At 72.1% G+C, this 25,824-nt stretch carries 24 protein-coding genes and 2 pseudogenes; 11 read left to right on the top strand and 15 right to left on the bottom strand.

Annotated elements, in window-relative coordinates; translation table 11 throughout:
- Positions 1-35: 35 nt before the first annotated feature.
- The 3 genes and pseudogenes from ACFV9O_RS07225 to ACFV9O_RS07215 all read right to left on the bottom strand — a co-directional run bounded on the left by ACFV9O_RS07225 (position 36) and on the right by ACFV9O_RS07215 (position 1,753).
- Positions 36-629 (bottom strand): TetR/AcrR family transcriptional regulator, encoded by a 594-nt coding sequence (locus ACFV9O_RS07225; RefSeq protein WP_385413433.1) that lies wholly within the window; start codon positions 627-629, stop codon positions 36-38.
- 48 nt (positions 630-677) lie between these two features.
- A pseudogene (locus ACFV9O_RS07220) lies at positions 678-902 on the bottom strand (long-chain fatty acid--CoA ligase); the annotation flags it as partial.
- A gap of 86 nt (positions 903-988) precedes the next feature.
- Positions 989-1,753 (bottom strand): SDR family oxidoreductase, encoded by a 765-nt coding sequence (locus ACFV9O_RS07215; protein WP_385413430.1) that lies wholly within the window; start codon positions 1,751-1,753, stop codon positions 989-991.
- Positions 1,754-1,936: 183 nt separating this feature from the next.
- On the opposite strand from ACFV9O_RS07215, the gene ACFV9O_RS07210 reads away from it, so the two are divergent.
- The 6 genes from ACFV9O_RS07210 to ACFV9O_RS07185 all read left to right on the top strand — a co-directional run bounded on the left by ACFV9O_RS07210 (position 1,937) and on the right by ACFV9O_RS07185 (position 8,113).
- Positions 1,937-3,178, top strand: coding sequence for an exo-beta-N-acetylmuramidase NamZ domain-containing protein (locus ACFV9O_RS07210; protein WP_385413428.1), 1,242 nt, complete (start codon positions 1,937-1,939; stop codon positions 3,176-3,178).
- Between the two features lie 27 nt (positions 3,179-3,205).
- The gene (locus ACFV9O_RS07205; RefSeq protein WP_385413426.1) at positions 3,206-4,432 is read left to right on the top strand and encodes a serine-threonine protein kinase; all 1,227 of its coding nucleotides are present in this window, start codon (positions 3,206-3,208) and stop codon (positions 4,430-4,432) included.
- Between the two features lie 238 nt (positions 4,433-4,670).
- Positions 4,671-5,282, top strand: a complete 612-nt coding sequence (locus tag ACFV9O_RS07200; RefSeq protein ID WP_385413423.1) for a hypothetical protein — start codon at positions 4,671-4,673, stop codon at positions 5,280-5,282.
- A gap of 53 nt (positions 5,283-5,335) precedes the next feature.
- Positions 5,336-6,109 (top strand): 3-keto-5-aminohexanoate cleavage protein, encoded by a 774-nt coding sequence (locus ACFV9O_RS07195; RefSeq protein ID WP_385413421.1) that lies wholly within the window; start codon positions 5,336-5,338, stop codon positions 6,107-6,109.
- A 44-nt stretch (positions 6,110-6,153) separates the two neighbouring features.
- On the top strand, positions 6,154-7,221 hold the full coding sequence (locus ACFV9O_RS07190) for an RNA ligase (ATP) (protein ID WP_385413418.1): 1,068 nt from the start codon (positions 6,154-6,156) through the stop codon (positions 7,219-7,221).
- Between the two features lie 181 nt (positions 7,222-7,402).
- Positions 7,403-8,113: a YoaK family protein gene (locus ACFV9O_RS07185; RefSeq protein WP_385413415.1), complete on the top strand. Its 711-nt coding sequence runs from the start codon at positions 7,403-7,405 to the stop codon at positions 8,111-8,113.
- Here the strand turns inward: ACFV9O_RS07185 and soxR are convergent.
- Positions 8,047-8,664: pseudogene (soxR, locus tag ACFV9O_RS07180) on the bottom strand (redox-sensitive transcriptional activator SoxR). The gene ACFV9O_RS07185 and the pseudogene soxR sit on opposite strands and share 67 nt — an antisense overlap.
- A gap of 118 nt (positions 8,665-8,782) precedes the next feature.
- Here soxR and ACFV9O_RS07175 point away from each other — a divergent pair.
- Positions 8,783-9,244 (top strand): MaoC family dehydratase, encoded by a 462-nt coding sequence (locus tag ACFV9O_RS07175; protein WP_385413413.1) that lies wholly within the window; start codon positions 8,783-8,785, stop codon positions 9,242-9,244.
- On the opposite strand, the gene ACFV9O_RS07170 is transcribed toward ACFV9O_RS07175, so the two are convergent.
- The 3 genes from ACFV9O_RS07170 to ACFV9O_RS07160 form a co-directional block, all read right to left on the bottom strand.
- The gene (locus ACFV9O_RS07170) at positions 9,232-9,867 is read right to left on the bottom strand and encodes a TetR/AcrR family transcriptional regulator (protein ID WP_385413411.1); all 636 of its coding nucleotides are present in this window, start codon (positions 9,865-9,867) and stop codon (positions 9,232-9,234) included. The two genes, ACFV9O_RS07175 and ACFV9O_RS07170, sit on opposite strands and share 13 nt — an antisense overlap.
- 67 nt (positions 9,868-9,934) lie before the next feature.
- On the bottom strand, positions 9,935-10,222 hold the full coding sequence (locus ACFV9O_RS07165; RefSeq protein WP_385413410.1) for a YiaA/YiaB family inner membrane protein: 288 nt from the start codon (positions 10,220-10,222) through the stop codon (positions 9,935-9,937).
- Between the two features lie 73 nt (positions 10,223-10,295).
- Positions 10,296-11,447, bottom strand: a complete 1,152-nt coding sequence (locus ACFV9O_RS07160) for an acyl-CoA dehydrogenase family protein (protein ID WP_385413642.1) — start codon at positions 11,445-11,447, stop codon at positions 10,296-10,298.
- A gap of 65 nt (positions 11,448-11,512) precedes the next feature.
- Here ACFV9O_RS07160 and ACFV9O_RS07155 point away from each other — a divergent pair, with 65 nt between their 5' ends.
- Genes ACFV9O_RS07155 through ACFV9O_RS07140 form a run of 4 tightly spaced genes read left to right on the top strand, consistent with a single transcriptional unit; the run spans position 11,513 to position 15,269 of the window.
- Positions 11,513-12,190, top strand: coding sequence for a TetR/AcrR family transcriptional regulator (locus tag ACFV9O_RS07155; RefSeq protein WP_385413407.1), 678 nt, complete (start codon positions 11,513-11,515; stop codon positions 12,188-12,190).
- Entirely contained in the window at positions 12,157-13,524 is a 1,368-nt protein-coding gene (locus tag ACFV9O_RS07150; protein WP_385413405.1) for a HEAT repeat domain-containing protein, read from the top strand. The genes ACFV9O_RS07155 and ACFV9O_RS07150 overlap by 34 nt, the downstream gene beginning before the upstream one ends.
- 18 nt (positions 13,525-13,542) lie before the next feature.
- Positions 13,543-14,235 (top strand): ArsR/SmtB family transcription factor, encoded by a 693-nt coding sequence (locus ACFV9O_RS07145; RefSeq protein WP_385413402.1) that lies wholly within the window; start codon positions 13,543-13,545, stop codon positions 14,233-14,235.
- A 56-nt stretch (positions 14,236-14,291) separates the two neighbouring features.
- On the top strand, positions 14,292-15,269 hold the full coding sequence (locus ACFV9O_RS07140; protein ID WP_385413399.1) for a DMT family transporter: 978 nt from the start codon (positions 14,292-14,294) through the stop codon (positions 15,267-15,269).
- On the opposite strand, the gene ACFV9O_RS07135 is transcribed toward ACFV9O_RS07140, so the two are convergent.
- From ACFV9O_RS07135 to ACFV9O_RS07100, 8 genes are all read right to left on the bottom strand, one after another.
- The gene (locus tag ACFV9O_RS07135) at positions 15,232-16,566 is read right to left on the bottom strand and encodes an MFS transporter (RefSeq protein ID WP_385413397.1); all 1,335 of its coding nucleotides are present in this window, start codon (positions 16,564-16,566) and stop codon (positions 15,232-15,234) included. The genes ACFV9O_RS07140 and ACFV9O_RS07135 overlap by 38 nt on opposite strands.
- 191 nt (positions 16,567-16,757) lie before the next feature.
- Positions 16,758-17,837 carry a Zn-dependent alcohol dehydrogenase gene (locus ACFV9O_RS07130; protein WP_385413639.1) on the bottom strand — a complete coding sequence of 360 codons (1,080 nt, stop codon included), beginning with the start codon at positions 17,835-17,837 and terminating at the stop codon, positions 16,758-16,760.
- A 21-nt stretch (positions 17,838-17,858) separates the two neighbouring features.
- Positions 17,859-19,250: an aldehyde dehydrogenase family protein gene (locus ACFV9O_RS07125; RefSeq protein WP_385413395.1), complete on the bottom strand. Its 1,392-nt coding sequence runs from the start codon at positions 19,248-19,250 to the stop codon at positions 17,859-17,861.
- A gap of 437 nt (positions 19,251-19,687) precedes the next feature.
- Positions 19,688-20,047, bottom strand: coding sequence for a hypothetical protein (locus ACFV9O_RS07120; protein ID WP_385413393.1), 360 nt, complete (start codon positions 20,045-20,047; stop codon positions 19,688-19,690).
- A complete protein-coding gene (locus tag ACFV9O_RS07115) occupies positions 20,044-21,288 on the bottom strand; it encodes an MFS transporter (RefSeq protein WP_385413390.1) in 1,245 nt (414 codons plus the stop codon). The genes ACFV9O_RS07120 and ACFV9O_RS07115 overlap by 4 nt, the downstream gene beginning before the upstream one ends.
- 2 nt (positions 21,289-21,290) lie before the next feature.
- Positions 21,291-22,718 (bottom strand): CitMHS family transporter, encoded by a 1,428-nt coding sequence (locus ACFV9O_RS07110; RefSeq protein WP_385413388.1) that lies wholly within the window; start codon positions 22,716-22,718, stop codon positions 21,291-21,293.
- A gap of 120 nt (positions 22,719-22,838) precedes the next feature.
- Positions 22,839-25,058, bottom strand: coding sequence for a molybdopterin oxidoreductase family protein (locus tag ACFV9O_RS07105; RefSeq protein WP_385413385.1), 2,220 nt, complete (start codon positions 25,056-25,058; stop codon positions 22,839-22,841).
- Positions 25,059-25,209: 151 nt separating this feature from the next.
- Positions 25,210-25,818, bottom strand: a complete 609-nt coding sequence (locus ACFV9O_RS07100; protein WP_385413383.1) for a TetR/AcrR family transcriptional regulator — start codon at positions 25,816-25,818, stop codon at positions 25,210-25,212.
- Positions 25,819-25,824: the final 6 nt, after the last annotated feature.

Genomic DNA, 25,824 nt, shown 5'->3' with positions numbered 1-25,824 from the left:
GCGGATCGGCCGAGCAAGGATCCGCAGGACACCCCCTACGGACGCAGGGCACGCAGCAACAGGTCGGCGAGGTGATCGGCGACCTGCTGCGGCGTGAGGGGTCCGTCGGGGCGGTACCAGGTCGACAGATGGTGGACCGAGCCGAAGTGGTAGTCCACGACCAGGTCCGCGGGGGTCGCGTCGGAGAACACCCCGCTGCGCTGCCCCTCCTCGATGAGCGCCCGGAAGCGCTCGTGATAGCGCCTGCGCTCGACGCGGACCTGCTTGTTCTTCTCCGGGCTGAGGTGGTGCATGGACCGGAAGAAGATCGAGGCGTCGTCGAGGTTCTCGATCGTGGTCACGACGACATCGGCGGCCGCGTCGCGCAGTCGCTGCTCGACCGGGGCGTCCGCCTCCGCGAAGGCGTCGAGCCGCTCCTGCTGCAGCCGCAGGACACGGGAGTAGACCTCCTGGAGGAGGTCCTCCTTGGAGCCGAAGTAGTGGTAGAGGGCGCCCTTGGTGACGCCCGCCGCCTCGACGATCTCCTGGACGGACGTGCGGTCGTACCCCTGCTCGGCGAAGAGCCGGGTGGCGGCGGCCAGCAGCCTCTGGGGGACGGGAGTGCCGTTCCCGTCCGTCGTCCTGGCCATTGCCGCCACCCGCCTTTCGCTCGGATCGTCTTCTCGGCGCATGCCGTGTCACGCCTGGGAACGCAGTTCCCGCCTGAGGATCTTCCCACTTGTCGTCTTGGGGAGCTCCTCCAGGACCACGACCTGCCGTGGGTACTTGTACGCGGCCAGCCGCTCCTTGCAGTAACCGGCCAGCTCGTCGGGGTCCACGGACGCGCCGGGCCGGAGGCTGACGTGCGCCTTCACGGTTTCGCCGCGGTACTCGTCGGGGACGCCGACGACGGCCGCGGGCGGGGACACGGGGGCGCGCTGGGCGTCCGTGAGCCGGCCGAGCCAGGGCTTGGCGGCGTAGATCGACCCCGTCCGTGTCCTCGGCTCGGTCACGCGCCTGCCCCTTCCCACTTCTGCTGGATGTGGTTCATCCCTGACAGCCAGCGGTCGGCGTCGGTGGCGCGGGCCTGGTAGTACCCGGCGACCTCGCGGTGCGGCAGGATCAGGAAGCGGTCGGCCTCGATGCCCTCGAAGAGGGCGTCGGCGACGTCCTCGGGCTCGATGGCGGTGGGGCCGAGCACGAGTTCGCCGGCCGATCCGGCGGCGGTGAGCATGTCCGTACGGACACCCTGCGGGCAGATGGCGTGGACCTTGAGGCCGCGGTGACGGTACGTCAGCGACAGCCACTCGGCGAAGGCGACGGCCCCGTGCTTGGTGACGCTGTACGGCGCGGCGCCGATCATCGTGAGCAGTCCGGCCGCGGAGACCGTGGAGACGAAACGGCCGCTGCCGCGCTCGAGCCAGTCGGGGAGCAGGGTCCGTACGGCGCGGACATGGGCCATGACGTTGACGTCCCAGGCCGCCGCCCAGACGTCCTCGTCGGCGAACGCGTCCCCGGGCGAGGCGAGCCCGGCGTTGGCGCAGTAGATGTCGACGGTGCCGCCGAGCGCGTCGCGTGCCTCTTCGACGACGGCCGAGGCGTCGCCGGGAACCGCGGTGGCGCCGATCTCGTCGGCGACCGCCTTGGTCCTGCCGGGGTCGATGTCGTTGACGACGACCCGGGCGCCCTCCGCGACGAACCGGCGGGCGAGGGCGGCCCCGATACCGCCGCCAGCGCCCGTGACCACCACATTCGCGCCCTGCACCGTACTCATGGGACCTGCCTCTCGGTCGCGGCTCACTCCACCCGGCAGACTAACCAGTCGGTATGTACGTACGGAAGGGGCCGACGCAGACCACCGCCCGACCCAACCACCGTGTCCGGCACGTTCCCCACGGCCCGGGCTCGCGCTAGCGTGCGTGCCCATGACAGATGTAACGATCACGGAGGTGGTGCGGTGAGCCTGTCCAGACGGGGTCTGCTCGCGGCGGGAGGCGCGGTCGGCGCCCTGGCCGCCACTTCTGCACCCGCCGCGGCGCGGGACGGCCGGAGCCGGGTCCGCACCGGCTTCGAGCGGCTCGCCGCCGACGGATACGGGCTGCTGTCGGGCGAGCGGGTCGGTGTCGTCACCAACCCCACCGGCATCACGCGCGACGCCCGGCACATCGTGGACGTCATGCACGCCGACGACCGCGTGGACCTGGTCGCCGTCTTCGGCCCCGAGCACGGCTTCCGGGGCACCGCCCAGGCGGGCGGCTCCGAGGGGCGCTACGACGACCCCGCGACCGGACTGCCGGTCTTCGACACGTATCTGAAGAGCGGGCAGCCGCTCGCGGACGTCTTCACCGCGTCCGGGGTCGACACGATCGTGTTCGACATCCAGGACGTGGGCGCCCGCTTCTACACGTACATCTGGACGCTGTACGACTGCATGGTGGCGGCCTCGCTCGCGGGGAAGCGTTTCGTCGTCCTCGACCGGCCGAATCCGGTCACGGGGCGGGCGGCGCTCGGGCCGGTCCTGGACCGCGCGTTCGCGACCTTCGTGGGCCGCGAGCCCATCGCGCAGGCGCACGGCATGACCGTCGTCGAACTGGCCCGGCTCTTCAACGGCGAGTTCCTGACGCAGCCGGTGGAGCTGGAGACCGTGCCGATGTCGGGGTGGCGGCGCCGCGACTTCTACGACGCGACCGGGCTGCCCTGGGTGCCGCCGAGCCCGAACATGCCGACGCCGGAGACCGCTCTCGTCTACTCCGGGACCTGCCTGTTCGAGGGCACGAACCTGTCGGAGGGGCGCGGGACGACCCGCCCGTTCGAGCTGCTCGGCGCGGAGGGCGTCGACCGCGCGTGGGCGGAGGCGGCGAACGCCCTGGCGCTGCCCGGCGTGCGGTTCCGCGAGGCGTACTTCGCCCCCACCTTCTCCAAGTTCCAGGGGAAGACGGTCGGCGGCGTTCAGGTCCACGTCCACGACCGGGAGGTGTACGACCCTGTGCGCACGGGGATCGGCCTGCTGGTCACGGCCAAGCGCAGCTGGAGCGGCTTCGCGTGGCGGTCCGACCATTGGATCGACAAGCTCACCGGGTCCACGCGGGTGCGCACGCTGATCGACGCGGGGGCGGGCACGGACGAGGTTGTCGGGGCCTGGGAGCAGGACCTCGCGGCTTTCCGGGCCGTCCGGAAGGGGTACTTGTCCTACCACTGACCGGGGTCCGAAGGAGGGCGGCCGCCCATGACCGAGATGACTGTCGAGCCGTACCGGGAGATCACGTTCGACGCGGACGGCGATTCGGACGCCGCCCAGGGCCAGGCCCTCGGGAAACTCGCGGTCACCGACCTGGTGATGTTCGCCCACGGGTGGAACAACTCCCGGTCGGTGGCCACCCGTTTCTACACGCGCTTCTTCGAGCCCTTCCCGGGGCTGCTCCCGCCCGGCGCACGCGTGGGGTACGCGGGAGTGGTGTGGCCCTCGATGATGTTCACGGACGAGCCAATTCCGGATTTCGGCGCGCTCGCGGGGGTCTTCCCGGGGCGGGAGCCGGTGCTGGGGCGGCTGGCGGCGCTGCTCGGGCAGGAGCCGGACTCGCGGGAGGCGTTCGACGAGTTCGGCTCGCTGGTACGGGAGTTGGTCGACGCGTCCGCCGAGGGACTCGTCGGGGACACGGCCGGAGCCACAGCCGGGGACGTGGCCGGGGAGGGCCCTCCGGCGTTCCTCCACGAGGATCCCGTCGAGGTCTGCCGGCTGTTCACCGAGGCGCTCGACGGGCAGGAGCCGTCGCTCGCGATCGGCGGCGGGCTGACGAAGCTGTGGAAGGGCGCCAAGGAGGTGCTGCGGCAGGCCACCTACTACACGATGAAGCGCCGCGCCGGAACGGTCGGCGAGCGGGGGCTCGGGCCCGTGCTCGGACAGCTGTCCCGCTCCTCCCCCGGTCTGCGGGTCCATCTCGTCGGCCACAGCATGGGTGCCCGGCTCATCGCCTTCGCGCTGCGCGGGCTGCCGGACGGTGCGCGGCCGGTGAAGTCGGTGACCCTGCTTCAAGGGGCCTTCTCGCACTACGCGTTCGCGCCCTCGCTGCCGCACGAGAAGGGCCGGAGCGGGGTGCTGCGGGACATGCAGGCGCGGGTCGACGGCCCCGTGGTCGCCTGCTATTCGCGGCATGACTCCGCACTCGGGGTGATCTATCCGCTCGCGTCGCGGATGGCCGGGGACTCGTCGACCGTCGTCGGGCTCGACCGGCGATGGTGGGCGGTCGGGCACGACGGCATCCAGGCGGTCGCGGGCACGCGGCAGCTGACGCTGGAGGCGGCGCTGCGGGACGGGCTGCCGACGGGCGGCTGCGTCAATGTCGACACGGCCTCGGTGGTGCGGCGGGGCGGGCCGCCGTCCGGGGCGCACAGCGACATCCTCCACCCGGAGCTGGCGCGGGTGGTGCTGGCGGCGGGGCGGGTGGGGCGCTGACGCGGGGTCTTTCCCCGCCCCCTTCCCGAACTGGGGGCAAGCCCCCAGCCCCCACGGGGGCTCCGCCCCGCGCCCGAACTCCCCTACGCGGCCGGGCCGACGCCCGAGGCGCGCCGCCACGCGCCTGCACGCGTGTTCGAGGGAGCCGGATCGAGTGGTCGTACGTCCATTCCTCGACGCGGAAGTACGAGCGACGAAGTACGAGCGACGAAGTACGAGCGACGGAGGTGGCGGAGCAATGGCCGGTTTCCGAAGTCTTGCAAGACAGGTGCGCGACCCGCGAGGTGATCTGGCGCTGCGGCGTTACTCATTGCGCAAGTGCCTGGAGAGGTTCGCCCCGTACGGGCACCGGGCGACGTGGAACCACCTGTGCGTCAGGCACGGCATCGAGCCCGACGACCGGGCGCCCGATCCGGCGCGGCTGGTGGCCGCGCTCGACGAGTTGGAGGAGGCGCGGGCCGTGTGGCTCGCGTACGAGAGGAAGTTCGCGGAGCGCCGCAGGCGCGAGAAGCACGACGGACTGCGCCGGCCGGGGGCGATCGACGACTGGCATCGGCGCACCTGGGGCGGCAACGGCATCGCCCGCTGCGACGACCCGTCGGTCCATCCGTCGGACCCGCTGGCAGACGTCCTGCGGCGGCTGATCGCCGCGCTGGGGGCGGCACCCGGGAAGGTCTGCCCGGTGTGCACGGAGACCCGGATCGTGTGGCGGCAGGACCTGGAGCACGAGCCGTGGTTCGGTCCGGTGTGCACGAGGTGCGGGGTCGTCGTGCCCCGGCCCGTACTGACCGACGAGACCCTGAGGACCGCCAGGCGCATGCGCGGCAGGGAACTGGCCTCGGTGGCATAGCGCCCGGCACAGCGGACCGGGCGTTGTCAGTGGTGCCTGGCACCATCGGAGCCATGATCCAGGTCTGCCTCAACGGGCCCCGCGGCGCGGGGGATTCGGCCGCGGTGCCCATGTCACCGGCCGCGCTCGCGGAAGCGGCTGCGGCCGCGGTCGCCGCCGGCTCGGTGGACGTCCATGTGCACCCGAAGACGCCGTGCGGCAGCGACTCGCTCTCGCCACGCGTCGTCGCCCCCGTCCTCGAGGAGATACGGGCCGTGGTGGACGTCCCCGTCGGTGTGACCACGGGGGCCTGGGCCGAGCCCGACCCGGTGCGGCGGGTGGAGCGCATCCGTTCCTGGACGGTGCTGCCCGACCACGCCTCCGTCAACTGGCACGAGGAGGGCGCGGAGCATGTCGCCGCGGCGCTGCTGGAGCGCGGGGTGGGCGTGGAGGCGGGCCTCTGGTCCGGCACGGACGGCCCTGAGCGCTTCCTGCGCTCGCCGCTCGCGCCCCGGGTGCTGCGGGTGCTGGCCGAGGTGACGGACACGGACCCCGCGACCGCCGAGGACACGGCACGCACCCTGTTGGACCGACTGGGCGCGTCCCATGGCCTGCCCGTGCTGCTCCACGGTGAGGACGACGGGGCGTGGCCGGTGCTGCGACTGGCGCGGCGGCTGGGACTGGACACGCGCATCGGCCCGGAGGACGTGCTGGTCCTGCCCGACGGGCGGCCGGCCGCGTCCGTCGCCGAGGTGGTCGAGGCGGCACGGCGAACCGAGCACGAAGCTGCGGAAGGTACCAGAGCGGAAATCTGGTGGCCCACCGGAATTGCGTACGGCGACAGTTGACGCGATGCGAACCACACGCGAGAGCACGCCCGAGGAGCCCTGACATGTCGACGCTGCGCGTCACCGCCGAACTGCTGACGATCCATGAGCATCCGAACGCCGACGCCCTGGAGCTGGCCCAGGTGGGCCTCTACCGCGCCGTCGTCGCCAAGGGCGCGTATCTCAGCGGTGACATCGCCGTCTATATCCCGGAGCAGGCCGTCCTGCCGACCGGGCTGATCGAGGAGCTCGGGCTGACCGGACGGCTGGCCGGGAAGGCGTCCGACCGGGTCAAGGCGGTGCGGCTGCGCGGTGAGCTGTCGCAGGGCATCGTGTGCCGGCCGAAGGCACTCGCGGACACCGACCTGAAGCAGGCGGTGGCCGACGGCACGGACTTCGCCGAGCTGCTCGGGATCACCAAGTGGTCGCCGCCGATCCCGCCGACGATGAGCGGTGACGTGGAGTCGGCGCCCGACCTGCTGCCCTGGGTCGACATCGAGAACCTGCAGCGCTATCCGGACATCTTCGAGACCGGCGAGCCCGTCGTGCTGACGGAGAAGCTGCACGGCACGGCCTGCCTCGTCACGTACGTGGCCGAGAACGAGCAGGTGCTGGTGTCGTCGAAGGGGTTCGGCGCGAAGGGCCTCGCCCTCAAGGAGGACCCGCGCAACCTCTACTGGCGCGCGGTGCGCGGCCACGGCGTGGCGGAGGCCGCGGCGCGCCTCGCCGCCAAGCTGGGGGCGAGCCGGGTCGGCATCTTCGGTGAGGTGTACGGCGCGGGGGTGCAGGACCTGTCGTACGGGGCGAACGCCCGCTCGACGGAACTCGGGTTCGCGGTGTTCGACGTGTCGGCCGAGATCGACGGCCAAGTCCGCTGGCTGGACGCAGTCGAGCTGCTCGACGGCGAACTGCCCCTGGTGCCACGGCTCTACGAGGGACCGTACGTGCTGGAGACGGTGCTGGAGTTCGCGAGCGGCCGGGAGACGGTCTCGGGCAGGGATCTGCATCTGCGCGAGGGCGTCGTGATCCGGGCGGCCACCGAGCGGTACAGCCCGGTGGTGGGCGGACGGGCGATAGCCAAGTCGGTCAGCCCGGCGTACCTCACCCGCAAGGGCGGCACCGAGTACGAGTGACCGCCCGGCGCATGGCGGCCCGTCACGGGGGTGCGGGCCGCCATGCACCACAACCGCGGGGTACGGAACGGGTGCCTGGTGGCCCGTCACGGGGGTGCGGGCCGCCGGGCGCCCCGGGCCGCCCGGCCCACGCTCGGCGCAATCCGGCGTGCGGCCGGGCGGAGGCGCCGAGACTCATCGCGTGAAGCCAGGACGTGAACCCTGCCTGACGTGGGCCACGGCGCTCACCATGACGACAGGGATGGTCGAGGCGGTCAGCTTCCTCGCGCTCGGCCCGGTCTTCACGGCTGTCCAGACAGGCAACATGCTGTTGATGTCCTTCGCACTCGCCGGCGTCGGTGGCCTGTCCGTGTCCGCGTGTGCCGCCTCGCTGGTGGGGTTCACCGTGGGGGCCGTGCTGTCCGCGCGGTTCGAGTCGTACGTACAGGTGAGCGGCCACCGGTGGTTCACGCACGCCCTGTTCGTCGAGGCCGTGCTGCTGGCCGTCGCCGCACTGGTGGCGTGGGGGATCGAGCGGGGCGGCGAGCCGCTCTCGGGCCGGCACTACCTGGTGTCCGCACTGGTGGCGCTCGCCATGGGGGTCCGCAATGTCACCACCCTGCGGGCGAAGGTGCCGGGCATGCCCACGACCGTCACCACCCGGGCGCTCGCCGCCCTCATCGGCGGTTCCCCCCTCGCGCTCGACGCCCGGATCGCACCTGGGACGCGGAACGAGGTCCGGCGCGCGGGCTCGGTGACGGCCATGTTCGCGGGCGGTCTGCTGGGGGCGTGGATGATCCACGACGACCGGCTCGCCCCACCGGTGGTGGTGCTGGTCATCGCCGCCTATGTGCTGGCCATCGCACTCAGCTTCTCGTTCGTGCCGCGCGAAGGCTCCCCCGAGCCCCGCTGATCGAGCCCGCCGAGGCGTGAGGCCTCGTCCTGCGGCGCGCACCGGCTTCCGGCAGCACCCCGCGAGCCCGTCATGCGCTCGCCGAAGACGTCGTCCGGGTTGGACAGGACACAGGTCTCCGGGGACGGACAGCCGCAGCCGATGCGGTCGGTGAGGTGGTCGCGCAGCCGCCCGAGCTTCTTGATGCGCTCGTCGAGCACCAAGCACCGAGCACCAAGCACCGAGCGCCACGCCTCGGAGAGCCGCGCCCGGTCCGCGCGACGGGACGTCCGGGCACTTCCGCCGGCGCGTCCCGGATCGTGGCGAGCGGGATGCCGACCCTCCCCCATGGCCCTCCGGGCATGCGGGACCCCCATTCGCATCGCTCGCCGCGCGGACGAAGGGCGACGGCGGCGCGCGTCGCGCCCTTACCGGCTCTGGTTGCCCGGGGTCCTGCGGCTGCTGATCCGCCCCTTGGACTCGTAGAAGTGCGGGGCGGACACGGCGGCTCCACTGCGCGTGGAGAGCTTCCCGACGGTGAGTTCGTGGATCTCCTCGGGAATCCGCGGCACTCGCCGGAGCCTAGGTGACGTGCGCTGCGCCATCCGTTGACAGAAGCCCTGACCCCGACCATGCTAAGCAGTCGCTTAGACAATGGGCAGGGACCGGGTGAGAGGCAGGGACAGGGACATGGCCGAGCCGAGGATCTTCACATCCGCCGAGGAGCTGACCGCGGGGGTCGGTGAGCAGCTGGGGTACAGCGACTGGCTGGAGATCGAGCAGAAGCGGATCGACCTCTTCGCCGACGCCACCGGCGACCACCAGTGGATCCATGTGGACCCCGAGCGCGCCGCGGCCGGCCCCTTCGGGAAGACGATCGCGCACGGCTATCTCACGCTGTCGCTGCTGCCGACCCTCGTCCCCCAGATCATGCGGGTCGAGGGCATGAAGATGGGCATCAACTACGGGACCAACAAGGTCCGCTTCCCCTCCCCCGTGCCCGTCGGCTCGCGGCTGCGCGCGACCGCCGCCCTGAAGACCGTCGAGGAGGCGGGCGGCGGCGTGCAGGTGACGGCCGTCGTCACCGTCGAGCGCGAGGGCGGCGACAAGCCGGTGTGCGTGGCCGAGTCGGTCTCCCGCTACTTCTTCTGAGCGCCCGCTCCCACCATGCGCAGCACGAGGTCGGCGTACAGCGCGCCGACCTCGTCGGGCGTCCGCCGCCCCCGCACGTTGAACCAGCGCGCCACATCGATGCAGAGGGACAGCACGGCGAGGGTGGTGCCGGGCACGTCGGGGACGTCGAACTCCCCGGCCGCGACGCCCTCGTTGATGATGCGCCGCACCGCCGCGTCGCTCCTGCGCCGCAGTTCCACGATCTCGGTCCGGTGCTCGTCGCCGAGCGCGTCGAGCTCGTACTGCACGACGCGCGCGGTGGTGTGCCGCTCGGCGTGCCAGCGGACGAAGGAGCGCACGGCGCGGGCGAGGCGCTCGCCCGCCGTGCCCTCGCCGTCGGCCGCCCCCTCCAGGATCTCCAGCGCCCGGTCGTGACCGATGCGGCTGATCCGGTGGAGCAGCTCTTCCTTGGTCTTGTAGTGGATGTAGAGCGCGGCCGGGCTCATCCCGGCGCGCCCGGCGATGTCGCGCGTCGTGGTGGCGTGGTAGCCGCGCTCGGCGAAGGCCTCGACGGCGGCGACGAGCAGCCTCCTGGCCGCCTCCGGGGTGACCTCGCCCCACGGCATCTCCTCGGCGCCGGCCGTTTCCTCCGCCGTACTCATCGCTCGCCCCTTCCTTCTGGCAGGACGAACACCATACCCCGAACCTGAGCAAGCGCTTAGAGCCTGCTCAGAGCTTCTGGAACGGATCGTGCTCCGCGAGCAGCTTCTCGAGCCGGGCCTGGTCGACGCGGCTCACGATCTGTCCGGCCTCCTGCCTGTCCCGCACCACCTTGGCCAGTGTGAACGCCGAGGTCGTGAGGTAGAGGACCGCGATTCCGAGGAAGGCGCGCACCCAGACGTCGGCATCCAGATTGAAGATCCCGAGGGCGACGGCCGCGAGCGCGATGGCGAAGGAGGCGACGGCCTGACCGTAGTACGCCGTCGTGTTCTGCTGCTTGACCGGTGTCTCACTCATGCCGGAAGGATGCGTGGGACCGGGCCGGGCCGGCATCCGCTCCCGTACTCACCCGCGTACTCAGAACGCCGGATCAGAACGCGGAGACTCCGGTCAGCGCGCGGCCGATGATGAGTTTCTGGATCTGGCTGGTGCCCTCGTACAGGGTCATCACCCGTGCGTCGCGCAGGAGTTTGCCGACCGGGTACTCGTCGATGTAGCCATAGCCGCCGAAGACCTGCAGCGCGTTGTTCGCGGCGCGCACGGCAGCCTCGGAGGCGAAGAGCTTCGCCTTGGACGCGGCGGTGGCGAAGTCCTCGCCGCGGTCTATGAGATCGGCGACCCGCCAGGTCAGCAGGCGGGCGGCGTCCACGTCCACGGCGATGTCGCTGATCAGCTCCTGCACCAGCTGGTACGAGGCGATGGGCTTGCCGAACTGCTCGCGCTCGCCCGCGTAGCCGACGGCGGCGTCCAGCGCGGCCTGGGCGATGCCGACACAGCCCGCGGCCACCGACATCCGGCCCTTGGCGAGGGCGGACATGGCGATCGAGAATCCCTTGCCCTCCGGCCCGAGCATGGCGTGGGCGGGCACCCTGATGTCCTCCAGGACCAGTTCGGCGGTGGCCTGGCCGCGCAGGCCGAGCTTGCCGTGGATGGTGCGCCGGGTCAGCCCGGGCGTGTCGGTGGGGACGAGGAAGGCGGAGACGCCCTTGTGGCCGGGCGTGTCGTTGGTCCGGGCGAAGAGCAGGACGACATCGGCCCAGGTGCCGTTGGTGATGAACATCTTGCTGCCGTTGATGACGTACGCGTCGCCGTCCCGCACGGCCCTGGTGGCGAGGCTGCCCGCGTCGGAGCCGGTGCCCGGCTCGGTGAGCCCGAAGCAGCCGAGGGCCTCGCCTGCGGTGAGCCGCGGCAGCCACTGCCGCTTCTGCTCCTCGCTCCCCCAGGCCGCGACGGTCTTCGTGACCAGGCCGAGCGATACGGAGACGATGCCCCGGACCGACGAGTCGCCGCGCCCGAGCTCCTCCGTGACCAGGCAGTAGGCGAGGTGGTCGCCGCCCGAGCCGCCGTACTGCTCGTCCACGGTGAGCCCGAGGAAGCCCACCGAGCCCAGCTTCTTCACGATCGACCTGTCGACATTCTCGGCCCGGTCCCAGTCGATGACGTGCGGGGCGATCTCGCGGTCGACGAAATCACGGGCGAGCTGCCGGACGGCCTCGTGCTCCTCGCCGAGCTCCAGGTTCACCACTGGACATCCCGCCTTTAACTATCACTGCTAGTTTCCGTTCGGCAGGGCCTACTATGTGCCGCATGGCCCGACCGCGCAAGCCCCTCCTCAGCCGAGACCGCATCGTCGGGACGGCGAGCGCGCTCGTGGACGCGGAGGGTCTCGACGCGGTCTCCACCCGCCGGCTCGCCGCCGAGCTCGGCGTCAGCGGCCCGTCCCTCTACAACCACTTCCGCAACAAGGACGAGATCCTGGACGCGGTCGCCGACGCGGTCAGCGCCAAGGTCGACCTGTCGATGTTCGACGAGACCGACGCCCGCGACTGGCGCACCGCACTGCACGACTGGGCCGTCTCCTACCGCGCTGCCCTCGCGGACCACCCCAACGTCGTACCGGTCCTCGCCCGCGGCCCCGGCCGCCGCCCGGCCGGCCTGAAGGTCGCCGACGCCGTCTTCGGCGCCATGGTCCGGGCCGGCTGGCCGCCCGCTCAGGCCACCCGCATCGGCGCGCTCATGCGGTACTTCATCACCGGCTCGGCGCTCGGCTCCTTCGCCCGGGGCTTCGTGAACGACGAGACCGCGTACGACCCGGCCGACTATCCTCACCTCGGCCAGGCCCATCTGCTCGCCGACCGGCAGAAGCAGGTCGACGAGGGCGCGTTCGAGACGGGGCTGCGGGCGCTGCTGGACGGGCTGATGGTGCAGTACGAGGCGGGGGTACGGGGGACATGGGCGAAGAAGGGCTCGACGGACGGCTCGTAGCGGCGGTACGGGCGGGGGACGCCGAATCGGTACGGGCCCTGCTCGAAGAGGGCGCCGATCCGGACGCGCTCGACGCGGACGGCCTCCCGGTGCTGTGCACCGCTGTCGCTGCGTACGACGACCCGGTCGCCGAGGCTCTGATGGAGGGCGGCGCGGACCCCGACAGGCCGCTGCCGGACGGGACCACGCCGCTGCTGCGGGCGATCGATCTCGGCTCCCCGGCGGTCTTCTCGACCGTGCTGGGCGGCGAACCCCGGCTACGGCTGCCGGAAGAGGCCCGGGAACGGCACCTCACCCTGGCCCGGACCTGGTACGAGAACGGTGCCGCCGAGGAGCTGCGACGCCGGACCGGGGCGACGGGCCCCGCCGAGACGGTCCGGGTCCAGGACGACGAGTACAGCCATGTCGACCAGGTCACGCTCGGCGGTCTCACCGTGCGGGCCGGGCACGGCGCCGTCCTGACCTCACTGGAGTGGGCCTTCCGCGTTCTCCCGCCCGTCGACGAGCTGGTGGCCCGCGGTCTGAAGTACCCCGATGAGGACCATGTGGACCGGTGGTCGGCCACGTGGATTCTCAGCCGGCGGCGCAGCAAGGAGACCTGGCTGGCCGTGACGGCCTTCCGGCACCATCCCGACCCCGCCCATCGCCGTTTCGTGCTCGATTTCCTGCGGATCAGATCCCTGACGGGGGCCAGCGACAGGAACTCGTACGACAAGGAGGAGAGCGAGCTCTTCGCCGCGTGGGCGGCCGAGGAGACGGACGTCGACGTCCTCGTGAGGGTCCTCGACGTCTTCGCCGGTTACGAGCGCGCCGAGCGGGAAGCCGTCGGGCTCCGGTACGCCGGCCATCCGAACCCCCGCGTGCGCAGCGAAGTGCCGTATCTCCTCGGCACGTACGGCTCACCCCTCACGCCGACGGCCAGGACCGCGCTGCTCGCTCTCGTGCGGGACCCCGCCCCCGAGGTCCGCAGCAGGGTGGGCGCGGCACTCGGCACGTGGCATGACCTCACCCCCGAGGTCTCCGAGGCGCTGCTCTCCCTGGTCCGGGATCCGGACGCCGGAGTGCGGGGGGCAGCTGCGGCGGCACTCGCCAGGTCTCCGGACCGTACGCCCGCCGGGGCGGAGGCCCTTGCGGCGCTGCTCGACCACGAGGAACTGCTGATCCGCCTGGAGGCCGTGTACGGGCTGGCCGAGCGGAACGACCCCCGCTGCGTGGAGGGGCTTGCGCGGATCGGTCCGCTCGATCCCGCCTTCGACGACGATCACCGGCGCTCCGCTGTCCGGCGCTACCAGTGGCGCATGGAAGAGGAAGCCTCGGCCGCCGCCGAACAGTGAGTGCGCCACCCTGGAGGCATGGCTCCCAAGGATGTCGCCGCCCTCGCGGCGCTGCTCGCCGACGAGACCCGCGCCGCCTTCTGCCTCGCCCTGCTCGACGGGCGGGCCTGGACGGCCGGTGAGCTCGCCCGGCACGCGGGGGTGGCACCGTCGACCGCCAGCGAGCATCTGGGCAAGCTCGTCGCGGGCGGACTCCTGACCGAGGAGCGACAGGGCAGGCATCGGTACGTGCGGCTCGCCGGGGAGCCCGCCGCGCGTCTCGTGGAGGTGCTCGCCGCGCACGCCGCCCGGTCCGAGGAGCCTCCGCGGACGCTGAAGGCGGCGAGCGCGCGCAGCGCCATGGCGCGCGGCCGTACCTGCTACGACCATCTCGCCGGACGGCTCGGCATCGCGATCACGGAGGCGATGACGGCCCGCGGACTGCTCCGTCAGGACACCGGATTCGCGCTGACCGACGCAGGGCTCGACTGGTTCCGGGAGGCGGGGATCGCCCTGCCGCGGGGCGGCCGGCGGCCGCTCGCCCGGTCGTGCCTGGACTGGACCGAACGCACACCGCATCTGGCGGGGGTCGCCGGCGCGGAGCTGTGCCGGCACAGCCTGGACCAGGGCTGGTGCGTCCGCATCGGCTCGGAGCGGGCCGTCAAGGTCACCGCAAACGGGCAGCGGGCCCTCGGCGAACTGCTGGGCATCGGGGCAGAGGCGCTGAGGTGACCGCGGTGAGAGATATTGCGGTGGGCACCGAAGAGTAGACGGCGTACGGTCGCCGCATGACTCGCCGCATGACCGACACGCAGTGGCGCGCCTTCGCGGCGGCCGGGACCACCGTCGTCCTCTGGGCCTCGGCCTTCGTCTCGATCCGCAGCGCCGGTGCGGAGTACTCCCCCGGTGCGCTCGCCCTCGGCCGGCTGCTCGCCGGTGCGCTGGTGCTGGGCGTGATCTGTGCCGTACGCCGGGAGGGGCTGCCGCCCCGGGGCGCCTGGCCGGGTATCGCGATCTCGGGGCTGCTCTGGTTCGGGCTGTACATGGTGGCCCTGAACTGGGGCGAGCAGATGGTCGACGCGGGCACGGCGGCGCTGGTCGTCAATGTCGGGCCGCTGGTCATGGCGCTGCTCGCCGGCTGGTTGCTGAAGGAAGGGCTGCCGCCGCGGCTGCTCGCGGGGATGGGCGTGTCGTTCGCGGGCGCGGCGGTGGTCGGCCTGTCGATGTCGGGCGAGGGGTCTGCGTCCGTGCTCGGTGTGCTGCTCTGTCTGCTCGCCGCGGTGTCGTACGCCGCCGGGGTGGTGGGCCAGAAGCCCGCGCTGCGGCACGCGTCCGCGCTCCAGGTGACGACGTGGGGCTGTGTGATCGGAGCGGTGGTGTGTCTGCCGTTCGCGGGGGTGCTGGTGCGTGAGGCCGCCGACGCCTCCGTGTCCGCGACGCTCAACATGGTGTACCTGGGTGTGTTCCCGACCGCGCTGGCGTTCACGACGTGGGCGTACGCCCTGGCCCGGACGACCGCGGGGAAGATGGGCGCGACCACGTATGCCGTGCCCGCGCTGGTCGTGCTGATGTCCTGGCTGTTCCTGGACGAGGTACCGGGCTGGCTGACCCTGCTGGGCGGTGCGGTGTGCCTGGCCGGTGTGACGGTGTCGCGCTCGCGGCCCCGTACGCCGGCCCGGACGGACCGGACCGGCGTCACGGAGGCCGCGGCGGATCGGGCCGCAGACGTCAGGCCCGCGCAGCCGCCCGCTTCGCGAGAATCCTGATCGACACGAGCGCGATGACGGCCAGGCCGATGATGTAGCCGGAGACGGCCATCGACGTGCCGGTCGCCTCCAGCAGCAGCACCATGACGAACGGTGCGAGGCCGCCGCCGAAGACCGCGGCGATCTGGTAGCCGAGCGAGGCGCCGGTGTAACGCATCTCGGCCGTGAACAGCTCGGCGAACAGCGCGGCCTGCGGCCCGTACATGATGCTCAGGAAGCAGCTGGTGACGAAGGTGCCGACCGCCAGCCACAGCAGCGACTTGGTGTCGATGAGCAGGAAGAGCGGCACCGCCCAGACCAGCAGGCCGACCGCGCCGAACGCGTAGATCTTCAGCCGCCCGATGCGGTCCGAGAGCGCGGCGGACGCGGGTATCAGCGCGAGCTGGGTGAGGCTGACGCAGAGCGAGACGGTGAGCACCGCGCTGCGCTCCATGCCGAGTTCGCGGGTCGAGTAGTCCAGCACGCCGGTGATGATGATGTAGAACGTCGCGGTGTTCACGGCGAAGGAGCCGCCGGCCAGGAACACGGTGCCGAGGTGCTTGCGCAGGATCGTTCCGAGCGGGGAGGGGGTCTCGCTTTTCTCCTGCTCGGCCAGGGCGCGTTCGGCCTCGCGGAACTCGGGGGTCTCCTCGACGCGGGTGTGGATGTACCAGGCGAGCACGAGGACCAGGAAGCCGACGAAGAACGGCACCCGCCAGCCCCAGGAGGCGAAGGTGGCGTCGTCGGTGAGGGCGCCCGCGGCGAGGAACACGGTGTTGGCGGTGACCACGCCGATCGGCACACCGAGCTGGACGAGGCTGCCGTACAGCCCGCGCTTGCCCTCGGGGGCGTACTCGGTGGCCATCAGCATCGCACCGCCCCACTGGGCGCCGACGGCGATGCCCTGCATGACGCGGAGCAGCACGAGCAGGACCGGCGCGGCGATGCCGATCGTCTCGTACGTGGGGAGGAGCCCGATGCCGGCGGTGGCGACGCCCATCAGGGTGAGCGCGAGGACGAGCATCGGCTTGCGGCCTCGCTTGTCGCCGAGCTGGCCCGCGATGATGCCGCCGACGGGGCGGGCGAGGAAGCCGACCGCGAAGGTGGCGAAGGCGGCGAGCACTCCGGCCGATGCGCTGCCCGCGGGGAAGTAGAGGTCCCCGAGGACGAGGGCGGCGGCGATGCCGAAGACGAAGTAGTCGTACCACTCGACGGCGGACGCGAGTGCGGCCGCGGTGGCCACGCGTCGGCGGTGCCGGTCGGTGGGAACGGTCGCTGCTGACGTACCGGGGAGCGGGGAAGGGGGTGCCGTGTCCATGCGTGCACACTCCGATGGGTGCGGGGACGAGGGGTGCGGGGACCGTACCGACCGGTGGGTATGGCGTCAACGGGTCGCGCAGCAGGAGTTTTTGCTCGATCATTACCCATTGGTAACCGTCGCGTCGGACCGCAGCACGACCACCCCGGCCGCTCACGGCTGCGGCCGGGGTGTGGGACGGTGCGGGCTCGCTAGAAGACGACCAGTGCCCTGCCGCCCTTGCCCGCGAGCATGTTGTCGAAGGCGGCCGGGATGCCGTCGAGGGCGATCCGCTCGGTCACCAGGGCCCCGAGGTCGAGCCGCCCTGCCCGGATGTGCTCCGCCAGCACCGGGAGGTCCCTGGCCGGGTCGGAGTTGCCGTAGACACAGCCCGAGAGCGTGCGGCCCCAGTGGAAGATCTCCAGGGCGTTGAAGGTGACCTGCTGGTCCTTGCCGCCGATGCCGACGACCGTCGTGCGGCCGCCGCGCCTGGTCGAGTCCCAGGCCGTACGGATCGTGGCGGCGCGACCCACGCATTCGACGGCAACGTCCGCGCCCTGACCGCCGGTCAGCTTGCGGATCTCCTTCGCGTTGGTGTCTGAGGCGACGACGTACTCGGTGGCTCCGGCCCGGCGAGCGAGGGACTCCTTCTCGGGCGACACGTCGACAGCGATGATCGTCGAGGCGCCCGCGATCCGGGCGGACTGGAGGGTCGCGAGGCCGACCCCGCCGACGCCGAAGACGACGACCGACTCGCCCTCGCGGACCCGGGCGGAGTGGTGGACGGCCCCGTAACCGGTGAGGACCGCGCAGCCCAGCAGTGCGGCGTCGGTGAGCGGGACGCCGTCCGGGACCGGGAGGACGCAGTTGGCCGCGACGACGGTCTCCTCGGCGAAGGCGGCCACGTTGAGGCCGGGGTGCAGCTCGGTCCCGTCCTCCGTGACGGCGTACACGCTGCCCGCACCGGTGAGGGCGTCGGCGCAGAGCCAGACCTCGCCGATCGAACAGTGGTGGCACTTCCCGCACGACGGCGCCCAGTTGAGCACGACACCGTCGCCGGGAGCGACATGGGTGACACCCTCACCGACGGAGACGACCGTGCCCGCGCCCTCGTGGCCGAGGACCGCGGGGACGGGGACGCGCATGGTGCCGTTGGACAGGGACAGGTCGGAGTGACAGACCCCCGCGGCGGCGAGGCGGACCCGCACCCGACCGGGGCCGGGTGCGGGGAGTTCGATGCTCGTGATCTCCAGCGGAGATCCGATGGCGGGCAGGACGGCGGCGCGGACCACGCTCACTACTCCTCAGAGCTCTCAGAACTGCAGGGACTTGGTCTGGAGGTATTCGGCGAGGCCGTGCGGTCCGAGCTCCCGCCCGACGCCCGACTGCTTGTAGCCGCCGAACGGGGCCAGGGGGTTGAAGCGGCCGCCGTTGATGTCGACCTGGCCGGTGTCCATGCGGCGGGCGAAGGCGACGGCCTCCTCCTGCTCCCCCCATACAGCGCCAGCGAGGCCGTACACGGTGTCGTTGGCGATCCGCAGGGCGTCGTCCTCGTCCTCGTACCGCAGGATGGAGACGACCGGGCCGAAGATCTCCTCCTGCGCGATCGTCATCTCGGGCGTGACGTCGGCGAAGACGGTCGGCGCGACGTAGTAGCCGGTCTCGCGCGGGGCCTCGGGGCCGCCCGCCACGAGCCGCGCGCCCTCCGCGACGCCCTTCTCGATGTAGCCGCGGACGCGCTGCTGCTGCTTGGCGTTGACGAGCGGGCCGACCCGCTCCCCCGGCGTGTACTTGGCGACGGCCTCGGCGGCGAGGGACACGGCCTCGTCGTACTGGTCCTTGTGCACGAGCATCCGGGTCCAGGCGCTGCACGTCTGGCCGGAGTTGGACATGACGTTGGCGATGCCGACGTTGACGGCGCGGGCGAGGTCGGCGCTGGGCAGGATCACGTTGGCGGACTTGCCGCCGAGCTCCAGGGCCACGCGCTTGACGGCGGCGCCTGCGGTCGCGCCGATCTGCTTGCCGACGGCGGTGGAGCCGGTGAAGGAGACGAGATCCACGCCGGGGTGCTCGGCGAGTGCCTGCCCCGCGACCGGTCCGAGACCGGTGACCAGGTTGAACACGCCTGCGGGCAGTCCGGCTTCGTGGACGGCTTCGGCGAAGAGCCGCGCGGTCAGCGGGGTGTCCTCGGCGGGCTTGAGCACGACCGTGCAGCCGGCGGCGAGGGCGGGGGCGACCTTGGCGACGATCTGGTGGAGCGGGTAGTTCCAGGGGGTGATCGCACCGACGACGCCCAGCGGCTCCAGCAGCACGGTGGAGTTGCCGATCTTCTCCTCGAAGGAGTACGAGGCGGCCAGCTCGGCGTACGAACCGGCGACCAGGATCGGCAGGCCCGCGTGGACGGCCTCGGCGAGCTGCTGCGGCGCGCCGAGTTCGGCGGTGACGGTCTCGGCGATCTCGTCCTTGCGGGCGGCGAGGACGTCCCGGAGCGCGGCGAGCTTCGCGGCGCGCTCGGCGGGCGGGGTGGCGGCCCAGGCCGGGAAGGCGGCGCGGGCGGCGCGTACCGCCGCGTCCACGTCCTGTGCGGTACCGGCCGGGACGTGGGCGATGACCTGCTCGTCCGCGGGGTTCACCACCGCGATGGTGCCGGCGCCGGCGGCGGGCCGCCAGGTGCCGCCGATGTACATGCCGTCGTGGGCCTTCATCCGCGTGTCTCCTTCGGGGCGTGGCCAGGGCGTGCGTCCGCGCCTCAAACTAGCGGTGTTAGTTTTCCCGCGCCAGGGCGGCCGGGGGCCGAGGCCTGTGATTTTCCCCCACCCCGCCCCTTCCCGCAGCATCGATGTGCGGCTCCGCCGCGTATGGGCAAGCCGCCGGCCCCCGGTTTCGGGACTCTGCCCGGGGCGCGTTCGGGGCTCCGCCCCGAAGCCCCGAACCCGCCCCTGCACCCTGCGGCTGTGGGAGACCCCCGTGCCCCACGTCGGCCAGGCCGGCTTTCGGGGCTCCCGGCTGCCACGGGCTGCTCCGCACTCCCGCGAGCCATGGCGATGGCGCACACTTCACGCCCGTCCGGCGATCGAGGACCGGGGGCCTGGGGGCGAACCCTCAGTCACGGGAAGGGGCGGGCTGGGGGAAGAGGAGCCGCTCAGGCCGGCGTCTGGCCCAGCGCCGTCGGGGTGGGCTGCACCTGGCGGGCAGGGGGCGGCGCGATGGACGCCACCCGGGTCCGGTCCACCGTCGGGGTCGGGGCGGTCGCGGACGGCACCAACTGGCCCTTGTCGTCGGGCGACTTCGCCACCGACGACCACGTACGGAGGCGATGGCTCGCGGCCTCGTCGAGGCTCACCGGCGCACCGCGCTGTTCGGCCAGCCGGCTCGCCTCGCGGCCGAGCGCGGCCACGTCGTCCCAGCGCAGCCGCAGCACCACGGACAGTTCGGCTCCACCGTCCGGGAGCCCCTTCATGATCGGCCCGGTCGGCCGGATCGACCCGTCACCTTCACTCATCTGCCGCTCCTGTCGTTGACGCGTGGACGCTTCTCCAGGTGGCCTGTAGTACGCACCGGGCGCGCCCCGTGTTCAGCGCGGCCGGCGGCCGCCGGGTGACGGCCGGCCCGCAGCCCCAGCCCCGCCGCCGCCACCAGGAGCACGCCGAGCATCACGAACGGCGCGGCCGTGCCCGCGATCCCCGCGACGAGACCGGCCGAGGCCGGCGCCGCGACCTGGCCGAGGCGGTTGCCGGTGAGGCGCAGGGCGAGGGCCGTGGACCGGGCCTCTGCAGGGGCTGCCTGGACGACCGTCGTCATCGACAGCGGCTGTCCGACACCGAGGCAGAAGCCGAGCACCGCGAGCATCAGGGCGAGCGCCCACACCGGCACGGGCAGTGCGACACCCGCGCACAGCAGACCGGCGAGCAGACAGGTGACCGTGAGCAGCGCGGTGCGGCCGATGACCCGGATCATCGGGGTCATCACCAACCGGCAGGCGATCGTCGCGGCGGCGCGCAGGCTCAGCAGGAGTCCGATCACGGCCGGGGCGATTCCCCGGTGCTCGCCGATCACCGGAAGGTACGCGGTGAGGATGTCGGTCGCCGACAGCACCGCGAGGCTGATGAAGATCCCGGCGGGCACGCCGCGCGTGCGCAGAATGCGGTGGACGGGGACCTTGGTGCGTGCTCCGGCCGCCGCTCGCGGCACGGGGTGCTCGATGCGCCACAGGGACGTGAGGGAGACCGACCCGACGGCCGCCGAGACGAGGAGGGCCAGCGCGCTCGTACGGGCCATGTCGCCGCCGATCACCGCACCCGCCGCGACCGGTCCGACGAGCTGGCCGAGCGAGGCCCCGATGGTGAAGTGGCCGAAGTTGCGGTCCTGTTCGGCAGAAGCCGACTGGCGGGCGACGATCGACTGCGCGCCGATCACGAAGCACAGGTGGCCGAGGCCCATGACGCCGCTCCAGACCGCCATGGCGGGCAGGGAGTCCGCGAGTCCGCTCAGTGCGCAGCCGCCGGAGATCAGCACGACACCGACCGGCAGGAGCGGTGCGCAGCGGCCGTGGTCGGTGCGGCGGCCGAGCGGTACGGCGGCGAACAGCGGAAGCAGCGCGTACACACCCGCGATGACACCGATCGCCCGCTCGTCGGCGCCGAGCGCCAGGGCGCGGTACGAGACGGCCGGACGCGCCATCGACACCGCCCCCTGCGCGAAGCTGAAGGCGATGACGAGGCGCAGCAGCCAACTCCGGCTCATCCTCAGATGATTCCGAAGAGGATTCCGGCGCCGAGCACCACCAGGGAGGTGAGCGCGGCCCACTTGACAGTGAACTTCGTGTGGTCGCCGAACTCGACCTTGGCCATGCCGACGAGGACGTACACGGCGGGCACGAGCGGGCTCGACATGTGCAGGGCCTGTCCGACGAGCGAGGCGCGGGCGATCTCCAGCGGGGAGACACCGTGGGCGGCGCCGGCCTCGGCGAGGACGGGCAGAACGCCGAAGTAGAAGCCGTCGTTCGACATGAAGTAGGTGAGCGGAAGGCTGAGCAGGCCGGTGACGAGCGCCATGTGGGGGCCCATGCCCTCGGGGATGGCGCCGACGAGCCAGTCGGCCATGTGCTTGACCATGCCGGTGCCGGTGAGGACTCCGGTGAAGACGGCAGCCGCGAAGACCATGCCGGAGACATTGAGGACGTTGTCCGCGTGGGCGGCGATACGGGCCTTCTGGTCGGCCATCTTCGGGAAGTTGACGGTGAGGGCGAGGGCGGCGCCGATCATGAAGAGCACGGGGATCGGCAGCACCTCCATGATCATCGCGGCGAGCAGGGCGACGGTGAGGCCCGCGTTGAACCAGTAGAGCTTGGGGCGCAGGGTCGCGCGGTGCGGGTCGAGGCCCTGGAAGCCTTCGTCGTCGTCGGTCCCGGCGGAGCCGACACTGCCGCTGGAGCCGGAGTGGTCGCCGGATCCGCCGTCGCCGCCGGGGCGCGCGGTCGTGGCCGTACGGTCCGCGCCGCCGCCCGCCTTCACGAGCACCGTCTCGGTCTGCGGCTCCAGCACCTCGTGCAGCGACAGATAGCCGATGCGCCGCCGCTCCCGCAGGCCGAGGACGTACGCGAGGACGAAGACGAAGAGGAGACCGACTCCGAGCGCGGGGATCATCGGCACGAAGATGTCGCCGGCGTCCAGCTTGAGCGCGGTCGCGGCACGGGCGGTCGGGCCGCCCCACGGCAGGGTGTTCATGACGCCGTTCGCGGTGGCGGCGACACCGGTCATCACGACCAGGCTCATCTTGAGCCGCTTGTACAGCGGGTACATCGCCGAGACAGTGATCATGAAGGTGGTCGAGCCGTCGCCGTCCAGCGACACGATCGCGGCCAGCAGGGCCGTACCGACCACCACGCGCATCGGGTCGGCCTTGCAGAAGCGCAGGATGCCCCGGACGACCGGGTCGAAGAGGCCGACGTCGATCATCACGCCGAAGTAGACGATGGCGAACATCAGCATCGCCGCTGTCGGCGCGAGATTGCCGACGCCTTCGAGGACATAGTCCCCGAGCTTCGCACCCTGCCCGACGAAGACGCAGAAGAGTGCGGGGATGAGGACCAGCGCCGCGATCGGCGACATCTTCTTCATCATGATCAGGACCAGGAAGGTCGCGATCATGGCGAAGCCGAGGATTGTCAGCATGGGGGACACCTAACGTTCATCCTTGAACTCCCACCGGAGCGGCGGTTCGCATGACGTTAGGTGCCGTTCATCGGCGTTAACAAGACGTTGACACGTGAGCAATACGAGCAAAAGCCCAGGTCATCGCAGGGGTGATACATCAACTGGGAAGCCGTTGAGCACCGCGGTGCCCGACAGCGGATCGAGCCGTGAGCCGTCGAGCAGCTGGTTCACATTGACTCCGGGGCGGGCCGCCGCCACCGACATCCGCGTGCCCGGGCGGTCGTGCCCCCAGCCGTGCGGGAGGCTCACCACCCCGGTCCGTACGGCGTCGGTGATCTCCACGGGGACCTCCAGTTCTCCCCCGTCCGCCGCGATCCGCGCGGTGGCTCCGTCGTCGAGTCCGAGCCGGGCGGCGTCGGCGGGGTGTATCTGGAGTGTGCAGCGGTTGGAGCCGCCGCCCAGCGTGGGGAGGTTGTGCATCCAGCTGTTGTTGGAGCGCAGATGGCGGCGGCCGACGAGGACGAGCCGGTCGTCCCGCTCCCCCAGGGCGCTCCGGAGCCTCGGCAGATCGTCCGCGATCGGTCCCGGCAGCAGTTCGACGCGTCCGCTGCGGGTCTTCAGGATCTGCGGGATCCGCGGCCGCAGCGGGCCGAGGTCGATGCCGTGCGGGTGCGCGAGCAGATCGTCGAGCGTGATGTCGTACGGGCCCAGGCGCAGCATCATGTCGAGGCGCCGCTCGGGTCCTGTGCGGCCGCCCAGTTCGGCGGCGAGCTCCTTCGGGTCGCTGCCGTGGACGGGCGAATGCGGGTCGGCGACCGCTTTGGCGAGCGCGCCCTCGATGACCATGTCGTCGACTGCGGACGGGTCGGCACCGTGCATCCCGCTCACGGCGAGGATCAGCCGGGCGTGGATCTCGCACTCGTCCATGAGCCCGGCGTCGAGCGGCACGGCGGCGGGCGTGTAGCGGGCCTGGTTGCGGACGGCGAGGGCGTTGAAGGCGAAGTCGAAGTGGCCACTGCGCGAGGGCGGCGGCGGGGGCAGGACGACGTCGGCGTGGCGCGAGGTCTCGTTCAGATACGGGTCGACGCTGACCATGAAGTCGAGTCCCTCGCCCAGCGCCCGGTCGAGGCGGTCGCCGTCGGGCGCGGAGAGCACCGGGTTCGCCGCCACGGCGATCACGGCACGGATCCGTCCGTCGCCGGGCGTCTCGATCTCCTCGGCGAGCGCGGCGACGGGCAGTTCGCCCTTGGCCTCGGGGTGGCCGCTGACCCTGCTCGCCCAGCGGCCGAGGGCGAAGCCCTTGCCGGGCGCGGCCGGGCGGGGGGCGCGGTCCGTGGCCGCGAGCGGGAACAGGGCGCCGCCGGGCGTGTCGAGGTTGCCGGTGAGGATGTTGAGGACGTCGACGAGCCAGCTGGCGAGGGTGCCGTGCTCGACGGTGCAGCTGCCGATGCGTCCGTATACGGCGGCGGTCGGGGCGGCGGCGAGCTCGCGGGCGATCGTACGGATGTCGCCGGCGTCCATGTCGCAGGCCGCAGCGACGGCTTCGGGGGTGAAGTCCCTTACGGCCTCGCGGACTTCGGCCACGCCTTCCACGTGCGGGGCCAGGTCCCCGAGGTCGGTCAGGCCCTCGTCGAAGAGGACGTGTGCGAGGGCGGCGAGCAGCAGTGCGTCGGTGCCGGGGCGGATGGCGACGTGCCGGTCGGCGAGCCGGGCGGTGCGGGTACGGCGCGGGTCGACGACGGTGAGGCTGCCGCCGCGGCGGCGCAGTGCCTTGAGCTTGCCGGGGAAGTCGGGCGCGGTGCAGAGGCTGCCGTTGGACTCCAGCGGGTTCGCGCCGAGAAGCAGCAGATGGTCGGTGCGGTCCAGATCCGGGACGGGGATGGCGATCGCGCTGCCGTAGAGCAGTCCGCTGGAGACGTGCTTGGGCATCTGGTCGAGTGTGGAGGCGGAGAAGATGTTGCGGGTGCCCAGGGCGGAGAGCAGGACGGGCGGGTAGAGCCCGCCCGCCATGGTGTGCACGTTCGGGTTGCCGAGGACGACGCCCACCGCGTTCGGTCCGTGCTCCTCGATGAGCGGACGTATGCGGGCGGCGATGGTGTCGAAGGCCTCGTCCCAGCCCGCCTCGCGCAGCTCACCGTTCTCGTCGCGGACGAGAGGGGCGCGGAGGCGGTCGGGGTCGGCGTCCAGCTCGCCGAAGGAAGCACCCTTGGGGCAGATGAAGCCCTGGCTGAAGACGTCGTCCTGGTCACCGCGGGCGCCGGTCACGCGACTGCCCCGGATGGTGAGGCTCAGCCCGCAGGTGGCTTCGCAGAGGGGGCAGATACGGAGGGCGGTGCGGGTGGCGTCGGTTCCTGGCATGGGGCCCTCCCGGGGGCGGCGGCAGCGATGACGCGCGGGCGACCCCGAGCATACCGACCGGTACGCATGATGGGGAGGGGTGTTTTCGGAGGCATTGGGGGAACCCTCGGCAACCGACGCCAGGCCGACCGGCCCCCGGCCCTGCCCGGCCTCAGCCCAGGACCCGGGCGAGATACGCGTACAGCAGCTCCCGCGTCTCGGCGATGATCTCCGCGTCACCCGACGCCTCGACACGGAAGGCGAGTTGCAGGAGAGCGTCGGCGGCCTCGACGGCGATCAGCGTGGTGCGGCGCAGGCCCGCGTCGGCGGTGCGGCCCAGGTGCGCGGCGAGCAGCTCGGCCAGACGGTCGGCGACCTCGTGGTTGGCCCCGGACGCGGGAGCGACGACGGGGATCCGGTACCCGAAGTCGACCAGCGCGAAGCCGGGGACGGTCCGCTTCATCGCCAGGTACTCGTCGAGCACGGCATCGACCACCCCGCGCCAGTCCGCGGCCGGCAGCTCGGCGATCCGCGCCGTGACCCGCTCGGCGTACGTGTCCAGATTGCGGTGCGCGAGGGCCTCGGCCATGGCCCGCTTGTTGCCGAAGAAGCGGTAGACGGAGCCGATGGGGACACCCGCGCGGGCCGCGACCGCCCGTGTGGACAGGTCCTCGTAGCCGGTCTCGTCGAGGAGCTCGGCGCAGGCGTCGAGGATCCGGGTCAGCCGCTCGGCGCTGCGCTGCTGCACGGGCGTACGGCGGAGGGAGGGGGCTGAGGGCATCGCTCC

The sequence above is a fragment of the Streptomyces sp. NPDC059909 genome (assembly GCF_042730885.1).
In the GTDB taxonomy this organism is placed as follows: domain Bacteria; phylum Actinomycetota; class Actinomycetes; order Streptomycetales; family Streptomycetaceae; genus Streptomyces.
This window is presented reverse-complemented; position numbering and strand designations above follow the sequence as displayed.